The sequence below is a fragment of the Actinoplanes sp. CA-142083 genome (assembly GCF_050942195.1).
Taxonomy (GTDB): domain Bacteria; phylum Actinomycetota; class Actinomycetes; order Mycobacteriales; family Micromonosporaceae; genus Actinoplanes.
The window spans coordinates 5961639-5978479 of the sequence record NZ_CP192076.1 but is presented as its reverse complement, the minus strand read 5'-3'; the positions used below and the strand labels follow the sequence as shown (position 1 = coordinate 5978479).

Annotated in this window: 15 protein-coding genes; 9 read left to right on the top strand and 6 right to left on the bottom strand. The window is 70.4% G+C overall.

Features of this window, described 5'->3' with window-relative positions:
• Nucleotides 1–38 precede the first annotated feature (38 nt).
• Entirely contained in the window at nt 39–1046 is a 1008-nt protein-coding gene (locus ACQPZX_RS27490) for a hypothetical protein (RefSeq protein ID WP_433360884.1), read from the bottom strand.
• 144 nt (nt 1047–1190) lie between these two features.
• Here ACQPZX_RS27490 and ACQPZX_RS27485 point away from each other — a divergent pair, with 144 nt between their 5' ends.
• Entirely contained in the window at nt 1191–1787 is a 597-nt protein-coding gene (locus ACQPZX_RS27485) for a hypothetical protein (RefSeq protein WP_433360881.1), read from the top strand.
• A 76-nt stretch (nt 1788–1863) separates the two neighbouring features.
• On the opposite strand, the gene ACQPZX_RS27480 is transcribed toward ACQPZX_RS27485, so the two are convergent.
• A complete protein-coding gene (locus ACQPZX_RS27480; RefSeq protein WP_433360878.1) occupies nt 1864–3453 on the bottom strand; it encodes a cellulase family glycosylhydrolase in 1590 nt (529 codons plus the stop codon).
• 33 nt (nt 3454–3486) lie between these two features.
• On the bottom strand, nt 3487–5550 hold the full coding sequence (locus tag ACQPZX_RS27475) for a glycoside hydrolase family 3 N-terminal domain-containing protein (protein ID WP_433360875.1): 2064 nt from the start codon (nt 5548–5550) through the stop codon (nt 3487–3489).
• Between the two features lie 127 nt (nt 5551–5677).
• On the opposite strand from ACQPZX_RS27475, the gene ACQPZX_RS27470 reads away from it, so the two are divergent.
• From ACQPZX_RS27470 to ACQPZX_RS27440, 7 genes are all read left to right on the top strand, one after another.
• The gene (locus tag ACQPZX_RS27470; protein WP_433360872.1) at nt 5678–6916 is read left to right on the top strand and encodes an MFS transporter; all 1239 of its coding nucleotides are present in this window, start codon (nt 5678–5680) and stop codon (nt 6914–6916) included.
• A gap of 2 nt (nt 6917–6918) precedes the next feature.
• Entirely contained in the window at nt 6919–7131 is a 213-nt protein-coding gene (locus tag ACQPZX_RS27465; RefSeq protein WP_433360869.1) for a hypothetical protein, read from the top strand.
• A complete protein-coding gene (locus ACQPZX_RS27460) occupies nt 7128–8138 on the top strand; it encodes a LacI family DNA-binding transcriptional regulator (RefSeq protein ID WP_433360866.1) in 1011 nt (336 codons plus the stop codon). Before ACQPZX_RS27465 ends, ACQPZX_RS27460 begins: the two co-directional genes overlap by 4 nt.
• A gap of 74 nt (nt 8139–8212) precedes the next feature.
• Nucleotides 8213–9394, top strand: coding sequence for a hypothetical protein (locus tag ACQPZX_RS27455; RefSeq protein WP_433360863.1), 1182 nt, complete (start codon nt 8213–8215; stop codon nt 9392–9394).
• On the top strand, nt 9378–11105 hold the full coding sequence (locus ACQPZX_RS27450) for a VWA domain-containing protein (RefSeq protein WP_433360860.1): 1728 nt from the start codon (nt 9378–9380) through the stop codon (nt 11103–11105). Before ACQPZX_RS27455 ends, ACQPZX_RS27450 begins: the two co-directional genes overlap by 17 nt.
• The gene (locus ACQPZX_RS27445; protein WP_433360858.1) at nt 11092–11586 is read left to right on the top strand and encodes a hypothetical protein; all 495 of its coding nucleotides are present in this window, start codon (nt 11092–11094) and stop codon (nt 11584–11586) included. The genes ACQPZX_RS27450 and ACQPZX_RS27445 overlap by 14 nt, the downstream gene beginning before the upstream one ends.
• A gap of 56 nt (nt 11587–11642) precedes the next feature.
• Entirely contained in the window at nt 11643–12896 is a 1254-nt protein-coding gene (locus ACQPZX_RS27440; RefSeq protein ID WP_433360855.1) for an endonuclease/exonuclease/phosphatase family protein, read from the top strand.
• Nucleotides 12897–13135: 239 nt separating this feature from the next.
• Here ACQPZX_RS27440 and ACQPZX_RS27435 read toward each other — a convergent pair whose 3' ends face one another.
• Nucleotides 13136–13468, bottom strand: coding sequence for an ester cyclase (locus tag ACQPZX_RS27435; RefSeq protein ID WP_433360852.1), 333 nt, complete (start codon nt 13466–13468; stop codon nt 13136–13138).
• Nucleotides 13469–13544: 76 nt separating this feature from the next.
• Between ACQPZX_RS27435 and ACQPZX_RS27430 the strand changes: the two genes are divergently transcribed.
• The gene (locus ACQPZX_RS27430) at nt 13545–14066 is read left to right on the top strand and encodes a TetR/AcrR family transcriptional regulator (protein WP_433360849.1); all 522 of its coding nucleotides are present in this window, start codon (nt 13545–13547) and stop codon (nt 14064–14066) included.
• Nucleotides 14067–14193: 127 nt separating this feature from the next.
• Here the strand turns inward: ACQPZX_RS27430 and ACQPZX_RS27425 are convergent, their stop codons facing one another.
• Both ACQPZX_RS27425 and ACQPZX_RS27420 read right to left on the bottom strand, forming a co-directional pair.
• A complete protein-coding gene (locus tag ACQPZX_RS27425) occupies nt 14194–15933 on the bottom strand; it encodes a serine/threonine-protein kinase (protein ID WP_433360846.1) in 1740 nt (579 codons plus the stop codon).
• A gap of 73 nt (nt 15934–16006) precedes the next feature.
• Entirely contained in the window at nt 16007–16708 is a 702-nt protein-coding gene (locus ACQPZX_RS27420; RefSeq protein ID WP_433360844.1) for a laminin G domain-containing protein, read from the bottom strand.
• Nucleotides 16709–16841: the final 133 nt, after the last annotated feature.

The window sequence follows — 16841 nt, the reverse complement described above, 5'->3', positions numbered from 1 at the left end:
TAGGAGGGCCGGCGCTACCCGCGCGCCGCAGTTTCCTCTCAGGAGGCGAGGACCCGGAAGCTGCGGACGTCGATCTGCTGCCCGGAGGTCCACAGGCCGGCCCGGCCGGGAGACAGGTACTGATTGTCGCTCGCGGTGAGCAGGGGTGCTCCGTCGACCGAGAACGTCAGTACGTTGCCATCGGCTTCGAGGCGGTAACGGTGCCAGCCCTCGCCGCGGTCGAAATCGCCCTCCGCGAGCGTGCTGCCGAAGGGGGCGGCCAGGCCGGCCAGCCAGGTCTCGCTTGTGCCGATCACCGCGATGTATCCGGTCGGCTCGGTTCCCCGGCGCACGAACAGCCCGAACGAGCTGCTGCCCGGATGGGAACGGATCTCGGCCTCGACCGCGTAGTCGGCGCGGCCGGCGGGATCCCACGGCGCGATGGCTTCGCCGCTGTCGGTGCCGGTGCTGAGAAGCTCGCCGCGCAGAGTCTGCCAGGGGCCGGCGCCGGACCATCCGTTCATGCCGGCCGACCAGTCCGCGCTGTACAGCGCGCCCGCGGGCCCGGAGGCGGTCGACGGCTGCGACGGGCCGGGGGTGGCCGACGGCTGCGACAGCCCTGGGTCGGTCGACGGTGGCGACGGCTGGGCGGCCAGGGTGAAGCCGACGTTGGTCACCGCGGTCCATTCTTCGGCGCCGGGGTCGCCCACGTAGGCTCGCACCCCGACCTTGAGACCCCAGGTGGGCGCGCCGTCCGGGCGGATGGCCCGATGCCCGGGGGAGTCGACCGCGATCGTGTACGACGTGCCGTCCAGTCGTCCCTCGTCGCGATAGTTCTCCCAGACCATGGCGTCCGGGCTGGAGAAACTGTAGAGATAGCCGGTGGCGCCGGCGACGGGCCGCACCCGCACAGTCAGGTCCTGGTCGTACGGGACGATCGCCCCCTGCGCCGGGGTGACGACGATCGGGCCCGGCGCTTCGGCCCTCCGGGCGTCGTCGGCCATCGCGAGCGCCGGTCGGGTCGTGACCAGCGCCAGCGCGAGTAGGAGCCCGAGCAGCCTGCGCATGCGCCGAGTCGAGCACGCCGGCGGGCTCCGCGTGCGGGAATCGGGAAACTGCGACACACCGCAACCCGGCGGCAACCTCGTCTGCAACTCGCCTGCACCCCAGCGGCGCAACGATCGGGTCTTCCCCCGATCAAGGAGTCGCAAGTGCGTTTTCGCCGCATCGCCGTTGCCGCGGCGCTGGCCACCGCCGTCGTCGTCCCGACCGCCTCGGCTGTCGCGGTGGCGGCGCCCAAACCGGCCTCCGCCGCCCACAAGGGCGACAAGGACGACAAGGGCAACAAGGGCAACAAGGACGACAAGGGCAACAAGCCCGCCAAGCCGGCCAAGAAGACCAAGTTCACGGCCAGCGGTGTCGTCACCGCGGTCGGTGACGGCACGGTGACGATCAAGGTCAACGGCGGCACGAAAGATGTCCGCCGTTCCACGATCACGGTCACGGTCCCGTCCGGTGCCCGCATCGTCGTCAACGGCGGACGCAAGACGCTCGCCGACATCGCGGCCGGTTACGGCATCACGGTGACCGGCTTTCGCGAAGGCACGACCTACACGGCCACGAAAGTCGAGGCCCGCGGCAAGAAAGTTGTCGTGAAGCCGAGCCCGACGACGAAGCCGAGCCCGAGCCCGACCACCAGCCCGACGACCAGCCCCAGCCCGACGACCAGCCCCAGCCCGGCCACCAGCCCGACTGCCGACCCGTCCCCCACCGGCGACGTCACGCCGGAGCCCGACTTGCTCTCCTGAGAAGAAAAGACCCTGGGAAGGGGAGAGCGGTGCGGGCCGCCCGGAGGCCCGCACCGCTCGGTCTATCGCAGCGCCCCTAGGAGCAGGTGGCGCCGTTCAACTTCACCGTGGCCGGCGCGCCGGCCGTCCCGTTCGCGGTGAAGCCGATCGTCACCGAGGCGCCCGCGGCCAGCGACGACGAGTAGGCAGGCGCCGCCGCGGTCACGGTCGTTCCACTTTGGGTGACCGTCGCGTTCCAGCCGCTGCCGAGAGTCACGCCCGAGGGCCAACTCCACGTGACCGACCACGGGTTGACCGCGCCGCTGCCGGTGTTCTTGACGGTCACCGAGCCCTGGAAGCCGCCCTGCCAGGCGTTGTCCTGCTTGTACGTGGCCGTGCAGCCCCCGGTGGCCGGTGGGTTGGAGGACGAGCTCGACGGGGTGGGCGAGGAGGTCGTGCCGCCACCGCCGCCGCCGACCGGCGGAATCAGGTACGGCTGGAGAATCGACTGCTTTGCCTGGTTGATGGTCGTCCAGTCGTCGTTGGCGATGCCGCCGGTGTCACCCGAGTTCGGGTTCCACGACCAATAGGTGAACGACATCCCATTGACGCCGGTGCCCGTGTAGGCCATCAGGTTCTGCAGCCACACCTTGTCGATATTGCTGGCGAGTGTCGTCCCGAACTCACCCATCATGATCGGCGCGATGTTCTGCTTGTACAGATAGCCCCAGTACTTGTCCCAGATCGCCGGCATGTTCGCCGGGTAGGACGGGTCGTCGAACCAGGTCTGGTGGTAAACCGACGTCGCGTACTCGTGCGGCGAGTAGACGACTCGGTTGGCCGTGTTCAGGCGTACGGGATATTGCCCCGCCTTGGAGAGGTTGCCACCCCACCAACCGCAATCCTCGTCATTGCTCGTGTCGCCGTCCCAGACATTCGACAGTCCGCCGGACGGGCACGACACACCCTCCACGAAGATCAGCCAGTTCGGCTGCACCGAGAGGATCGCGTTGCCGGCCCGCTCGGCGGCGAGCCGCCAGTCCCGGGCGGTGTCGCCGCAGCCCCAGCAGGCGCCGGTCGCCGCCGGATTGGTGCCCTCGGCGTGCGGTTCGTTGTGCAGATCCGCGCCGATCACGGTGGTGTTTCCGGCGTATCGCCGGGCGAGCGACTGCCAATCCGCGATCCAGGTGCTCTCGGGAACGGCCGAGGTGTACCAGAGCGCGGTCTGCTGGGCGGACGTAGGCCGGTGTCGATCGAGAATGACGCGCATGCCTTTGCCGCCGGCGTACTCGATGACCTTGTCCAGAATTGCCAGCGGCGAGAGCCCGACCAGATCCGGGTTCACGTAGTCATTGATGCCCGTGGCGACGGCTCCGGTCTTGAGCGCGTCGTCCGAGAACGGGATCCGCAACGTGTTGTAGCCCAGCGACGCCATCGTGTCGAGCTGGCTGCGCCACGGATTGCTGGCCCAGAGACCGTGGAACGTCTTGTTGTCGGTCTCCATGCCGAACCAGTTGATGCCGGTCAATCGCACGGTCGCCCCGGTGCTGTCTAGGATCTTGTTACCGCTGGTGTGCAGATAACCGGTTCCCGTGCCGCCGGCGGCGGCGGAGGCGGGCAGGGCCGTGATGATGCCGGCGATCAGGGCGCCGGCGGCGGCGGTCGCTAACGCGACGCGTCGGAACATGGGGTGCTCCTACGGTGGGGGGAACGGGGAGTATCACGTCGCGACACACGGTCCGTGACGTGCCTTGCAACCGCCGGGGATCGGGACGGTGATCACCAGCGGGGTCGAGGGGGCCGAGCGGTTGCCGGCCTTGTCGCGCGCCACGACCGTGAACTCGTAGCGCACGCCGGCGTTCAGCGCGCCGATCGGGTACGAGAGCCCGGAGAGGGCGCCGATCAGCGTGCCGTTGCGGAAAATGTCGTAGCCGTCGACGCCGCTTCCGCCGGGGTCGGTCGAGGCCATCCAGCGCAACCGGCTGGCGGTCGCGATCGGGTGGCCGGGCACGCTGGGCGGCGCGGTGTCGGGTGCGCGTTCGGCATAACCGAGGCCATATCCGTACGCGTAGAGGCCGTTGCCGTCGTTGACCGGCTGCTGGTCGGCCGTGCGGGGCCAGGTCACCGGCAGCCGTCCGGTCGGCGCGTAGTCGCCGAACAGCACGTCCGCGACGCCCGCGCCCTCGGAACCGGGCAGCCAGGCCGCGACAAGAGCCGCCATGCCGCCCAGCTCGTGCGAGATGTCCAGCGGACGGCCCGACACCATCACCACGATGACCGGGATGTGGGCCGAGGAAAGTTTCGCGAGAAGTTGCCGGTCCTCGACGTCGAGGGACAGCCCGCCGGGCCGGTCGCCCTCGCCCTCCGCGTACGGCGTCTCGCCGATCACCGCGACGGCGGCGCGATAGGTGCTGTCGACGCCGTTGCCGTCCCGCTCGTAGGTGATTGTCGTGCCGTCGCCGGCGACGTCGCGGATCCCCTGCAGGATCGTGGTGCCCGGCACGGTGTCGCCGGAGGCGCCCTGCCAGGTCAGCGTCCAGCCGCCGCTCTGGTTGCCGATGTCGTCGGCGTTCTTGCCGGCCACGAAGATCTTCCCACCGGATTTCGCCAGCGGCAGCGCGTCGTCGTCGTTCTTGAGCAGCACCTGCGACTCGCGGACGGCCTGGCGGGCCAGCGCCCGGTGCGCCGCGTTCCCGACCGTGCCGGCGTAACCGCGGTCCGCGTACGGATGCTCGAAGAGGCCGAGCTCGACCTTCTTGGTGAGGATGCGCCGGACCGCGTCGTCGATGCGCGACATCGGGATCTGCTTGGATTCCACGGCGTCGCGCAAGTAGTCGAGGAAAGTTTCCCAGTTCTCCGGCACCATCAGCATGTCGAGCCCGGCGTTGACCGCGGTGACGACCTCGTCCTCGGTGAAGCCGGGCCGGCCGTCGAGCTGGTCGACGGCCGCCCAGTCCGAGACGGTGATGCCGGTGAAGCCCAGCTCGCTCTTGAGCACGTCGGTGATGAGGTACTTGTTCGCGTGCATCTTGTCGCCGTTCCAGCTGCTGAACGAGATCATCACCGCGCCGACGCCGCGGTCGACCGCGGCCTTGAACGGCGGCAGGTGGATCGCTCGCAGGTCGGCCTCGCTGACCTGGGTGTCGCCCTGGTCGTCGCCGCCGGTCGTGCCGCCGTCGCCGAGATAGTGCTTGGCGGTGGCCATGATCGCGGCCGGGCCGTGCTGGAGGCCGTCGATGACGCTGGTCATCTGGGTGGCGATCTCGGGGTTCTCGCCGAAGGATTCGTAGGTGCGGCCCCACCGGTCGTCGCGGGCCACGCACACGCACGGCGCGAAGGTCCAGTCCAGGCCGGCGCCGGTGACCTCCTCAGCGGTGGCCGTGCCGATCCGTTCCGCCAGGTCGGCGTCGCGCGAGGCGCCGAGGCCGATGTTGTGCGGGAAGATCGTCGACCCGTACACATTGTTGTTGCCGTGGACCGCGTCGATCCCGTACAGGATCGGGATTTTCAGCGGGGTGGCCAGCGCCCCGCGCTGGTAGGCGTCATACATGTCGGCCCACCCGGCCGGCGAATTGTCGGGCGGCGCGGAGCCGCCGCCGGAGAGCACCGAGCCCAAGCGGTACTCGGTGACCTGCGACGGCGTGACGCCGGCCCGCTCGGCCTGGACCATCTGGCCGATCTTGTCGGCGAGCGACATGCGGCTCATCAGGTCGTCGACGCGGTCGGCCGGCGGCTTCGCGCGTAAGTCGCATCCCGCGGCGAGCACGACGAGCGCGATGGCCATCCAGGTGGTTCTGCCCCGGCCGCCTCGCATGTCTGCCCCCACAGTGTGTCGATCGAATGACATCATCGTGTCATGGGAGCGCTCCCATCTCAATGTCTTGCTACCGTGCCCGCGTGGATCAGCGCGCATGAGAGCCTTCGTCGACCTCCGCCCGCTCCGGGAGAACCCCACCTTCCGGCGTCTCTGGCTCGGCAGCACCGCTTCCGGGTTCGGCGGTCAGTTCGGCGCTTTCGCGGTCGTCTACTACGTCTGGCAGAGCACGCACAGCGCCGCCGCGGTCGGCCTGGCCGGGCTCGCCTCCGGGCTGCCCCTGATCGTGATCGGGCTGGCCGGCAGCGCTTTCGTCGACCATGTCGACCGGCGGAAACTCGCGATGCGCTGCGCCGGGGGACAGATCGCGGTCAGTTTCGCGATGACTTTCGTGGCGTTCTCGCCGGCCGGTGGCGTGCCGGCCATGCTCGGGCTCGCGGCCCTGAACGCCGCGATCGGCGCGATCGGCGGCCCGGCCCGGCGTGCGTTCATCCCCGCGCTGCTGACGGGGGAGCGCCTCGCCGCGGGCCTCGCCGTCAACCATCTGTCGTTCCAGCTGGCGATGCTGCTCGGCCCGGCCGCGGCCGGCGGGCTCACCGCGATCGCCGGCGTGGGCTGGTGTTTCGCGTTCGACGGGTTGACTTTCGTGGCCGCGCTGATCGGCCTGGCCGGCCTGCCGTCCGGCGTTCCGCCGGCCGATGCGAGTGGGAGCGGCATCGGGCGGGTCAAGGCGGGACTTTCGTACGCGATGCGCAACTCACCCGTACGCGGCGCCTTGCTCTGCGACCTCGCGGCGACTCTCCTGGCTATGCCGATCGCGCTCTTTCCCGTCCTCAACGCGGAACGTTTCGGCGGCCGGCCGGAGATTCTCGGGCTGTTCACGACGGCGCTCGCGGTCGGCGGGGTGACGGCATCGGCGGTGTCCGGGCTGGTCACCGAGCGGCGGCACCCCGGGCAGGTGCTGCTGGTGTGCGGGATGGTTTGGGCGGCGGCGCTCGGGCTTGTCTGCTTTTCGTGGAATCTTTCCGCGACGCTTGCTCTGATCGCGGTCGCGGGCGCGGCCGACACCTGGGCGGTCGTGTCCCGCGGGACCGTCGTGCAGGGGTCGACGCCGGACGCCTACCGCGGGCGGGTGGCGGCGCTCGAACAGATCGTCGGCGGGGCGGGCCCGCAGCTCGGAAACTTGCGGGCCGGCCTGGTGGCGTCCGCGACTTCGGGCGGGGCGGCGCTGGCCGTCGGAGGACTGACAGCGCTGGCGGCGACCGCGCTGATCGGGGCCGGCACGCCCGCGCTGAGGAGCTTTACCGTGTCGGACGAGGCGAAGGTGACACGCTGATCATGTTCTGCGCTGCGCAAGGCAGGTACTTTGTGTCGGGCGCGACGGGCGACGTCGCGTTGTTCGGCGCGACGGGCGACGTCGCGCCGGTGGGCACGGCGGGCGACGTCGTGCTGGTGAGCGCGACGGGCGACGTCGCGTTGTTGGGCGCGGCGGGCGACGTCGCGTTGATGGGCACGGCGGGCGACGCCGTGCGGAGGAGGTGCCACGGATGACGGCGGATCGAAGCCGGGCCTCCGGCCGGCCGACCCTGGAAGAGGTCGCGCTGCGTGCCGGCGTGGGCCGCGGCACGGTGTCCCGCGTGGTGAACGGGTCGGCCCAGGTCAGCCCCCGGGCCAAGCAGGCGGTCGAGGACGCGATCGCCGAGCTCGGCTACGTCCCGAACCGGGCGGCGCGCACCCTGGTCACCCAGCGGACCGACTCGGTGGCGCTGGTGGTCTTCGAGTCAGGCGAGCGGTTCTTCGCGGAGCCGTTCTTCGGCCGCATCGTGCAGGCCGTCTCGTCGGTGCTGGTGGCCCGCAACCTCCAGATGGTCCTCATGATCGCGCAAGCCCCCGAGGAGCGCCGCCGCCTCGAGGGCTATCTGACCCGCCAGCACGTCGACGGCGCGCTGCTGCTGTCGCTGCACGGCGACGACCCGCTGCCGCACCTGCTCGAGGAGCGCGGCGTGGCGACCGTCCGGGTGGGCCGCCCGATGTACGCCGAACGGGGGACTTTCGTCGACGCCGACAACCGCGCCGGCGCGCGCGAGGCGGTCGCGTACCTGCAGGCCCAGGGCCGCCGCTGCATCGCGGCGATCACCGGCCCGCTCGACATGGCCGCCGGTATAGCGCGTCTCGACGGCTACCGCGACGTGGTCGGCGACGGCCCGGTGGCGTTCGGCGACTTCAGCCAGGAGAGCGGCGCCGCCGCCATGTACCGGTTGCTGGAGCAGTACCCCGAGGTCGACGGCGTGTTCGCGGCGTCCGACACGATGGCCGCCGGCGCGCTCCGCGTGCTGCGCCAGTTCGGCCGCCGGGTGCCGGAGGACGTCGCCCTGATCGGCTTCGACGACTCGGTGATCGCCCGTCACACCGAGCCGCCGCTGACCAGCGTCGACCAGCCGATCGCCGAGATGGGCCGCGAGGTGGCCCGCCTGCTGCTGGCCAAACTGGACGGCGACGACGTCGGCGACAGCGAGGTCGTGCTCCCGACCCGCCTCGTGATCCGCGGCTCCGCCTAGGGCTGTCCTGCCGAGACGAATGCGCGGGGGCTTTACCCTGGAGCCCCCGACATTCCGTCAATGGCAGGACGTGGATGAAATCCCAGCGGACCAGGGCAATTCTCGGCAGCGTTCTCGCGATCCTGGTGATAGCGGGTGGCTGGTCGGTGGCCGCCGACCGCCGCGGAAAGGCCTGTGAGATCCAGGTTCCCTTTCTGCTCACCTGCGATTTGTTCGACGTTCACGGTCTCGTCGGTTCCGAGAAACTTTCCTTTTTCCAGGACCAAAACGTTATCGACGCTTTCGAGCGGCACGGCTTGAAGGTCTCCGTCGAGGCGGCCGGGTCGCGCACGATGGCCTGCGACGCCGACCTGCCCAGCTACGACTTCGCGTTCCCGGGCAGCGAAAACGCCGCGACAGACGTTCTGGCGAAGGCCGGAAAGTCCACGAAAGCCGTGCCGGTCTTCTCGTCCCCGCTGGTGGTGGCGACCTTCCGCGACGTGGCTCGGGCTCTGCCGTCCGGCGTGGTCTCCTCCGACCTGCGGACGTTCGACTTCCAGCATTACCTGACCGACGTCTTCCAGACCCGTACGCGGTGGCGCGACCTGCACCTGCCCGCGCCGTACCCGTTGTTCCAGCGGGCCGTCGTGCTCAGCACCCGGCTCGACACCTCCAACTCGGCCGAGCTCTACCTGGCCTTGAGCAGCTATTCCGCGAATGGTGGCGCACCGATCCAGGCCGCCAACCCCGGCACGGTCACCGAGCAGATGCAGGCGCTCTTCCGCGCCCAGGGCAGCACCGGCCTGACCAGCGAGGAGCCGTTCGACCAGTACTTCTCGGCCGAGGGGTACCAACTGCCGATGCAGGTCGTCTACGAGGCGCAGTTTCTCGACGCCGCGCGCGAAAACCCCGACGGCCTGGTCACGAAAGTTACCGCGGTCGACGGCACCGAGGTCACCCTCGACCGCATCATGCTCTATCCGAAACAGACCATCTCCAGCACACACGCGATCGCCCCGCTCGACAAGCGCGGCGCCGAGGTCGCGACGGCGCTGACCACCGATCCCGAGCTGCAGCGGCTGGCCGCCGTGCACGGTTTCCGCCCGGTGAACGCCCCGAAGTCCTTCGCCGCCGAGAACGGGGATCGTGGCTTGGCCGCGCTGAACCCGCCCGGGGAGAAAGTTTCGTTGCCGCCGTCGCAGTTGTGGGGCTCGTTCATGAACACGGTCATCACGGGCGTCTACGGAAAGGACCGGGCCGGTGCGACGTGCGCTTAGGGTGCTGCTCGCGGCCACATTGACGCTCGGCGCCGCCTCGTGCGGTTCCTCCGGCGAAACGAAGGAACCGCCGGTCCTGCGCATTCTCGGCGGCAGCGAGCTCGAGGACATGGCCCCGATCCTCCGGGACGCGGAAAACGACCTCGAAATCAAAATCGAGCTTTCGCGTACGGGTTCGGTGGAGGGCGCGAAACAACTGGCCGACCCGGCGACCGCGGCGAAATACGACGCCGTCTGGTTCGGCGCGGATCAGTTCTTCGGGATGTGGCCGGACAGCCGCCGGGCCTTGCTGCGCCAGTCCCCGCCGTTGATGCGCTCGCCCGTGGTCTTCGGGGTGCGCGCCTCCCTCGCCGATCAGCTCGGATGGAGCGGCGGGGCCTCGGCCAGCTGGTCGGCGATCGTCAACACGATCATCAAGGGCCGGTTCCGGTACGGCATGACCCGCCCCGACCACTCCAACTCCGGGCTCGCCGGGCTGGTCGCCGTGGCCACGGTGGCCGCCGACACCGGCCTGCCGGTCACCGCGGACGACATCCCGCGGGTCCAGCCCCAGCTGCGGCGCTTCTTCAACGGCCACCGGCTGGCCGCCGACACGTCCCGGGTGCTCTCCGACGCGTACGTGAAACAGGTCGACAGCGGCGGGAGCGAATGCGGACGCAAAGACAGCCCGGAGGGTGTCGACGGCCTGATCATCTACGAGTCCGAGGTGCGGCGGATGTCCGCGACACTGCCCGAGGACTGCCGCCTGACCGCCGTGTATCCGACCGAGGGGACGATCATCGCGGAGTACCGGCTGAGCCTGCTGCGCAACGCGACCGCCGAGAAGCAGCAGATCTTCGACCGGCTGTGGCGATGGATGTTCACCCCCGACACACAGCGGCGGATCGCGGAAGTGACCGGCCGCCGCCCCGGCAATCCGTCGGCCACCACCGACGTCGGCGCGCTCCCGGTGCCGCAGCTGCGCTATCCCACCGACCCGGAAGTCTTGCGAAAGCTCGTCGACGGTTATCGCGAGGAAGTGCGCCCGCCGTCGCGCATGGTTTTCGTGCTGGACGTCTCCGGCTCGATGGACACGAACATGCCGCTGCTGCGCCAGGCCCTCGTCGGGCTGACCGGCAGCAACCCCGACGACCCGACGACGTACTTCAGTTTCCTGCCCGGCGAGCGCGTGGATTTCGTGCCGTTCAACAGCCGCGCCCTGCCCGCGAAACAGTTCGTCCTGCCGGCCGACGAGAACATCACCCCGATGCTGCAGTCCATCCAGACCTACGCGCGGACCGGGCTGCGGGCGCAGGGCAACACCGCCATGTACGACGCGCTCGAACGTGCCCACGCGCTGGTGCGGCCGTGGGTCGCCCCGGTGACGGGCGACGAGGTGCAACCGAGCACCTCGATCGTGCTGTTCTCCGACGGGCAGAACAACTGCGGCGCCAACTACTCGGATTACGTGAAGTTTCGTACCGCGCTTTCGCCCGCCGAGCGCGCGGTGCCGATCTACACGATCGCCTTCAACTCGGGCGAGCAGGGCTCCAGCAACTGCGCCGGCTACGTCGCGGACGCCGGCCCGGCGCCGGACGGCAAGAACCACAACGACTCGCAATGGGAGCGCGAGCTGCGGTCGATCGCCGACCAGAGCCACGGCCAGCTCTTCGTCCCTGGCAAGGACACGCCCCTCTACCGCATCTTCTGGAGCATTCGTGGTTACCAGTGACCGCCCGGTCGTGAGCGCGCTCTGGCTGCGCTGGTTCGGGTCCCGCCCGCACCTGGTCGGCGCCGCCGTGGCCCTGCTGCTGGTCGTCGCCGCGCTGCTCGGCGTGCTCGAGACCCTGCTGCGCCCGCACTTCGGCGTCTGGTGGCTGGTCGTGATCGCCGGCTATGTCGTCGGCTGGTGGCTGACCAGCATCGCGATGTGGCTGCCCGGCCGCGTCCGCAAGAACGTGCCCCGCCGCTCGTGGGGCTCCACCGTCCTGCCCGTGCTCGACTCGTCCGCCACCGCGCGAAACTCGGTCGTGCGGGAGCGGAAAGTGGAGTTCACGATCGGCATGGTCGTTTTCGTGACCGGCGCGTCGTTCCTTTCGCTGTTGCTGCTCAGCGCCGAGCAGGCCGAGGCGGTCGGCGCCATCATGAGCGGCCTCGCGACCCTCATCGGCGCGTTGCTCGTCTGGTTCTCCAACACCCGCAACAACCCCTGAACTGTTGGTGACGGGCATTGCGTGTCCCGGCCGCGGACCGGTATCGAGGGGAGGTGATGAAGCGACTCCTCACCGCCGCCGTGCTCAGCACGGCGATCATCGGCGCCTCACCGGCGAGCGCCACGGGCCGGCACGACGACTCCGTGCGCTTCGCGACCTACAACCTTTCGCTCAACCGGCCCGCCCAGGGCCTCCTCCGTGAGCACCTCGCCAACCCCGGCGTCGACGACGTCTACCGGCGGCAGGCGCACAACGTCGCCGAGGTCATCCAGCGGGCCCACCCCGACGTCGTGCTCATCAACGAGTTCGACTACGACCCGGTGGCCGCGAAACTCTTCGCCGACAATTTCCTGGCGGTCTCGCAGAACGGCGCTCCCGCGCAGCGATACCCCTACCGGTTCGTCGCCCCGTCCAACACCGGCATCGCCTCCGGCTTCGACCTCAACAACAACGGCGTCGTCGACACGACGCCGGGAGACCAGGCTTACGGCGACGACTCGTACGGTTTCGGAATCTTCCCCGGCCAGTACGGCATGGTCGTCTACTCGAAGTACCCGATCGACTTCCGTGACGCCCGTACGTTCCAGCTCTTCAAGTGGAAGGACATGCCCGGCAACGCGATGCCGACGGACTTCTACTCGCCCGAGGAGCAGGCGGTCCTGCGGCTGTCCTCCAAGAGCCACTGGGACGTGCCGATCAAGGTGCGCGGCAAGGCGGTCCACTTCCTCGTCTCGCATCCCACGCCGCCCACTTTCGACGGCCCCGAGGACCGCAACGGCAGACGCAACCACGACGAGATCCGCTTCTGGGCCGACTACATCAACCCGGCCAAGTCCCGCTACATCTACGACGACAAGGGCCACCGCGGCGGCCTGGCCCGCGGAGAAACTTTCGTGATCGCCGGCGACCAGAACGCCGACCCGTACGACGGCGACTCCTACCAGAACGCCGTACGGCAGCTCACCGACAACCCGCTGATCAATGCCCGCACCTTCCCGGCCAGCGCCGGCGCCGTCGAGGCCGCGACCTTGCAGGGCGGCGCCAACCTGACCCACCAGGGCGACCCGCGCTACGACACAGCCGACTTCGCCGACACGGCCCCCGGCAACCTGCACGCCGACTACGTCCTGCCCCGCTACGACACGAGGATCGTCCGCTCCGGCGTCTTCTGGCCGCTGCAGAGCGACCCGCTGTTCCGCCTGACAGGCGTTTTCGACCCACAGTGGTCCGCGGTCAACGGCTTCCCGACTTCCGACCACCGCCTCGTCTGGGCCGACTTGTCCCTGCCCCGCAACGGCCACCACCACTAACACCCCGGCTGGGTGCGGGGCGACTTCGCCCCGCGCCCACCCGGGCCCGCGTCCACCCGGGCCCGCGTCCACCCGGGCCCGCGTCCACCCGGGCCCGCGTCCACCCGGGCCCGCGTCCACCCGGGCCCGCGTCCACCCGCGCCCGCGTCCACCCGGGCCCGCGCCCACTCGCGCCGACGCCCGCGCTTGTCCCGCAACATCTCTCGGCCGGCGCCGGCGAGTCCTTGGCCGCGAGCCGTTTACGGCCGCAAGCTCAGGCTGCTCAGCCCCCACAGCTCGGCGACTCGCCCGTCGGCGACGCGGATCAGCTCCATCAGCTCGGGCTCTCCCGGCACGTTCTCGATCGCCGACCAGACCGCGACCCGGTCGGCCGAGGCGATCATCCGGCGGGGCGTGACGCGTATGTCGGGGAAAGTTTCGAAGATGGCTTTCCACGCCGCACGGATCGGCTCCACACCCCGCTGTTGGAGCGGGTGGCTGTAGAAATCCGCCGCGAAAATTTCCGGCAACGCGTCGAGATCCCGCGCGTTGGCCGCCCTGTAGATCCGCTCCACCGTGTCCGTCGCATCCATGCCACGCCTCCTTACCGATCGGTCGGTAAGTAGCATGCGCGGCTTACCGAACGGTCGTCAAGTAGGATCTCCGTCCATGGCCGACACCCGCGAGCGCATCCTCGAGGTAGCGCTGGACCTCTTCGGCGACCGCGGCTACGCCGGCACCTCGATCGCCGACATCAGCGCGCAGCTGGGCATCAGCAAGGCCGCGCTCTACTACCACTTCGCCTCGAAGGGCGAAATTCTCCAGGCGCTGCTCTCCGCCCCGCTGGAGCGTTACCGCCACCTCGCCGACACCGCCGCCGACCGCGCCGCCCCCGACCTCCTGGGCGCGATCCTCGACGCCACTACCGAGATGCACGCCGTGAGCCGCCTTTTAGGGGACGACCCCTCGGTGCGGCGCGCCATGCGCGAGACGATCCGCCCGCAGTCCCACGAGATCAACGAAGCTCTCACCGCGGCCCTGGCCGGCGGCGACCCGACTCCCCGGGCGCGAGCCGCCTACGCCGCCATCAAGAACGGCGCCCTTGCCCACATCGAGGCCACCGGCGAACCGCCGTCCCCGGCCGTCCGAGCCGAGCTGATCGCCGCCGCCCGAGCCGCCCTCGGCCCGTGACGGCCCGGCGCCGCCACCCGCCGACCCCCGGCCTTTGACGGCCGGCGTTGCTACCCGCCGCCCCTTTGCTCTGCTTACCTGTGCGACTCATCGGGGCGTAGAGGTGAGCAAAGCAAAGCGCGGCGGGTCACATGCCGGCGGCGCGATCCAAATCGGACAGGCGGGCCTTGAGGATCGCTGCCTGCGCGGTGCTCAGGCTGCCTTCTCTGGTGCGGCCGGCGATCTTCTGGCGCAGCCGCGCCACCTGGCCGTCTATGTCGTTGGCGTCGGCGCCCTGGAGGGGGCGGATCAGGTTCAGGAGGTCGAGCGCGACGTCGTCGCGGATCTTGCCGTCCGCGGCGGCGTCCTCGACTGCCGACTGGAGGTTGCTCACGGCGTCGTCGAAGCTCAGCTTCGGCGACGGGGGAACCGAGGGCGACGCCGGCGCGGTGGCGGTGGGCGTCGTGGGCAGGCCGGTGCTCGGCTTCGGCGAGAAGAACCGGGTGGCCGGGTTGGACGGGGCGGGGGGAGTGGCGTCGGGCCGCTCCTTCGGGCGGTTGATCACCACGTAGATGCCGCCGGCGGTGACCAGCAGGGCCAGCAGGGCCAGGGCGAGTGCCAGGCGGCGCTTGGGCTGGGGTTCGGCCATCGGCACGGTGGCGGCCGAGACCCGGCCGGCGGTGAAGCCGTTGGGCGACGTCGGCCGGGCCGGTGACTGCGGTTGCGAGGGCCACAGCTCGGCCACGCGCGGCCGCCGGACCGGGGGCTGCTCCGCGCCGGGCCGGTAGGCAGCGGGCGCAGGGGAGGCAGCGGGCGCAGGGGAGGCAGCGGGCGCAGCGGGCGTTGGAGAGGTGGCTGGCCCCGACGCGGAGGCTGAGGCAGGCGAGGCCGGCCCCGAGATGGGCGCTGCGGCAGGCCCCGACGCGGAGGCTGAGGCAGGCGCCGAGGCCGGCCCTGAGATGGGCGCTGCGGCAGGCCCCGACGCGGAGGCTGCGGCAGGCGCCGCGGTGGGCGCGGCGGTGGCTGCCGGGGACGCGAGCGTCGGCTTCGACGCGGCCGGCTCGTCCTGCGGCTCGGGCTGGTCGGCCAGCCACAACGCGGTCAGGTCGAAGCGGATGGCGTCCGCCTTGGGGCGGTCGGCCGGATCCTCCGAGAGGCAGTGCTCGACCACCGCCCGGAAGTCGGCCGGCAGGGAGAGCGGCAGCGTGTCGGCGCCCTTCTCCCGGGCCTCGTCGAGTTCCTCCCACGTCTCCACGGGATACGGCGGCTGGCCGGTCACCATCTCGAACAGCAGCACCCCCAGGCCGTACACGTCGGTGGCCGGCTCGGCCGGCATGCCGTCGAGGCGCTCGGGGGCCACATAGGCCGGCGTTCCGAAGGTCGCCCCGGTGTCGTCGTCGTCGGGCTCGCCGGGGGCGGCGCTGATGCCGAAGTCCAGGATCTTCACGCCGGTCGGGGTGAGCATGACGTTTCCCGGCTTGATGTCGCGGTGCACCACCCCGCCCTTGTGCGCGGCGGCCAGCGCGTCCGCCACCGCCGCGCCGACCCGGGCGGCCTCCTGCCAGGTGAACGTCTCGCGGACCAGGCGGGCGGCGACGGTCTCGCCGGCCAGCAGCTCCATGACGACGAACGGCTGGACCGTGCCGTCGGCGCGGACGGCCTCGCGGAAGTCGTGCACCGCGGCGATGCCGGGATGCGACAGCTTCGCCGCCATGCGGGCCTCGCGCCAGGCCACCTGCGGGCCGGTGGGCAGCTTGATGGCGACCGGGCGGCCCAGCAGCTCGTCGCTGGCGTGCCAGATCTGCGCCATGCCGCCGGTCTCGAGGAGGGCGACCAGGCGGTAGCGCGTCGCCAGCAGGGTTCCCTCGCTGGGCCACTCATCGGTCATTGACGAACATTCACCCGGCTCGGGTCCGAGTGTCAACCGCGCGCGGCGCAACAATCGGAGCGTGGTGCGGGCGCTACCTGGCGTCGATGCGTACGTAGTCGAGGTCGCCCGCGAAGTAGTCGCAGCCTACCGTCTCCTGGTCGCACGTGGTCTTCCCGCCGATCGACAGCGGCCACGAGTTGTCGATCCGGCCGGTGGGGCCCCAGCGGCCGGCGACCTTGTTCCCGTCGATCACCAGGCCGACGCCGTCGGAGTAGCGGGTGCAGGTCACCACGTGCCAGCGACCGTCGTTGATCGGCCTGGGCGCGGTGACCAGGACCTGGCCGGCGGAGCCGCGGAACCAGCACTGCACCTTGCCGCTCGGGATCTGCAGCTTGTAGCTGCCGCCCGCGACGGTGGCCTGTCCCTTCTGGACGATGTTGCCGAAGTGGTGGAGCGTGCGCAGCCGCAGGGTGATCTCGAAGTCGCGGGTGCCGGGGTCGAGCGCGTTGTAGTCGGGCACGACGGCGAGGTGGCCGGGGTGGGCCGGCGGGGTGTCGGGCTCGAGGCGGCTGAAGCGGTAGAAGCCGCCGCCGGTGCCGACCTCCCGCCCGATCGACCCGTCGAAGCCGTTGCCGCTGCTGTCGTACATGACCCGGCTGCCGGCGCGCTCCTGCATGCCCCAGGCCGCCACGGTGTAGACCCCGAAAGCGGGGGCGGCCTGAGCGGGCATGACCCCGGCCGCCACCGCGGTCGACGCGGCCACCGTGACGATCCACCAACGTCGCAAACCCATGGCCGTCCCCCGATGCCGCGTCACTGTTGATAAGACAGACTGATCCTATTCGGTAAATAAGCCCCATATGCGAGGAAGTCGCCGAAGAGGGTCGCTCCGAGGTTGGAACCCGTTGGAACAGTTTGCGGTGGAT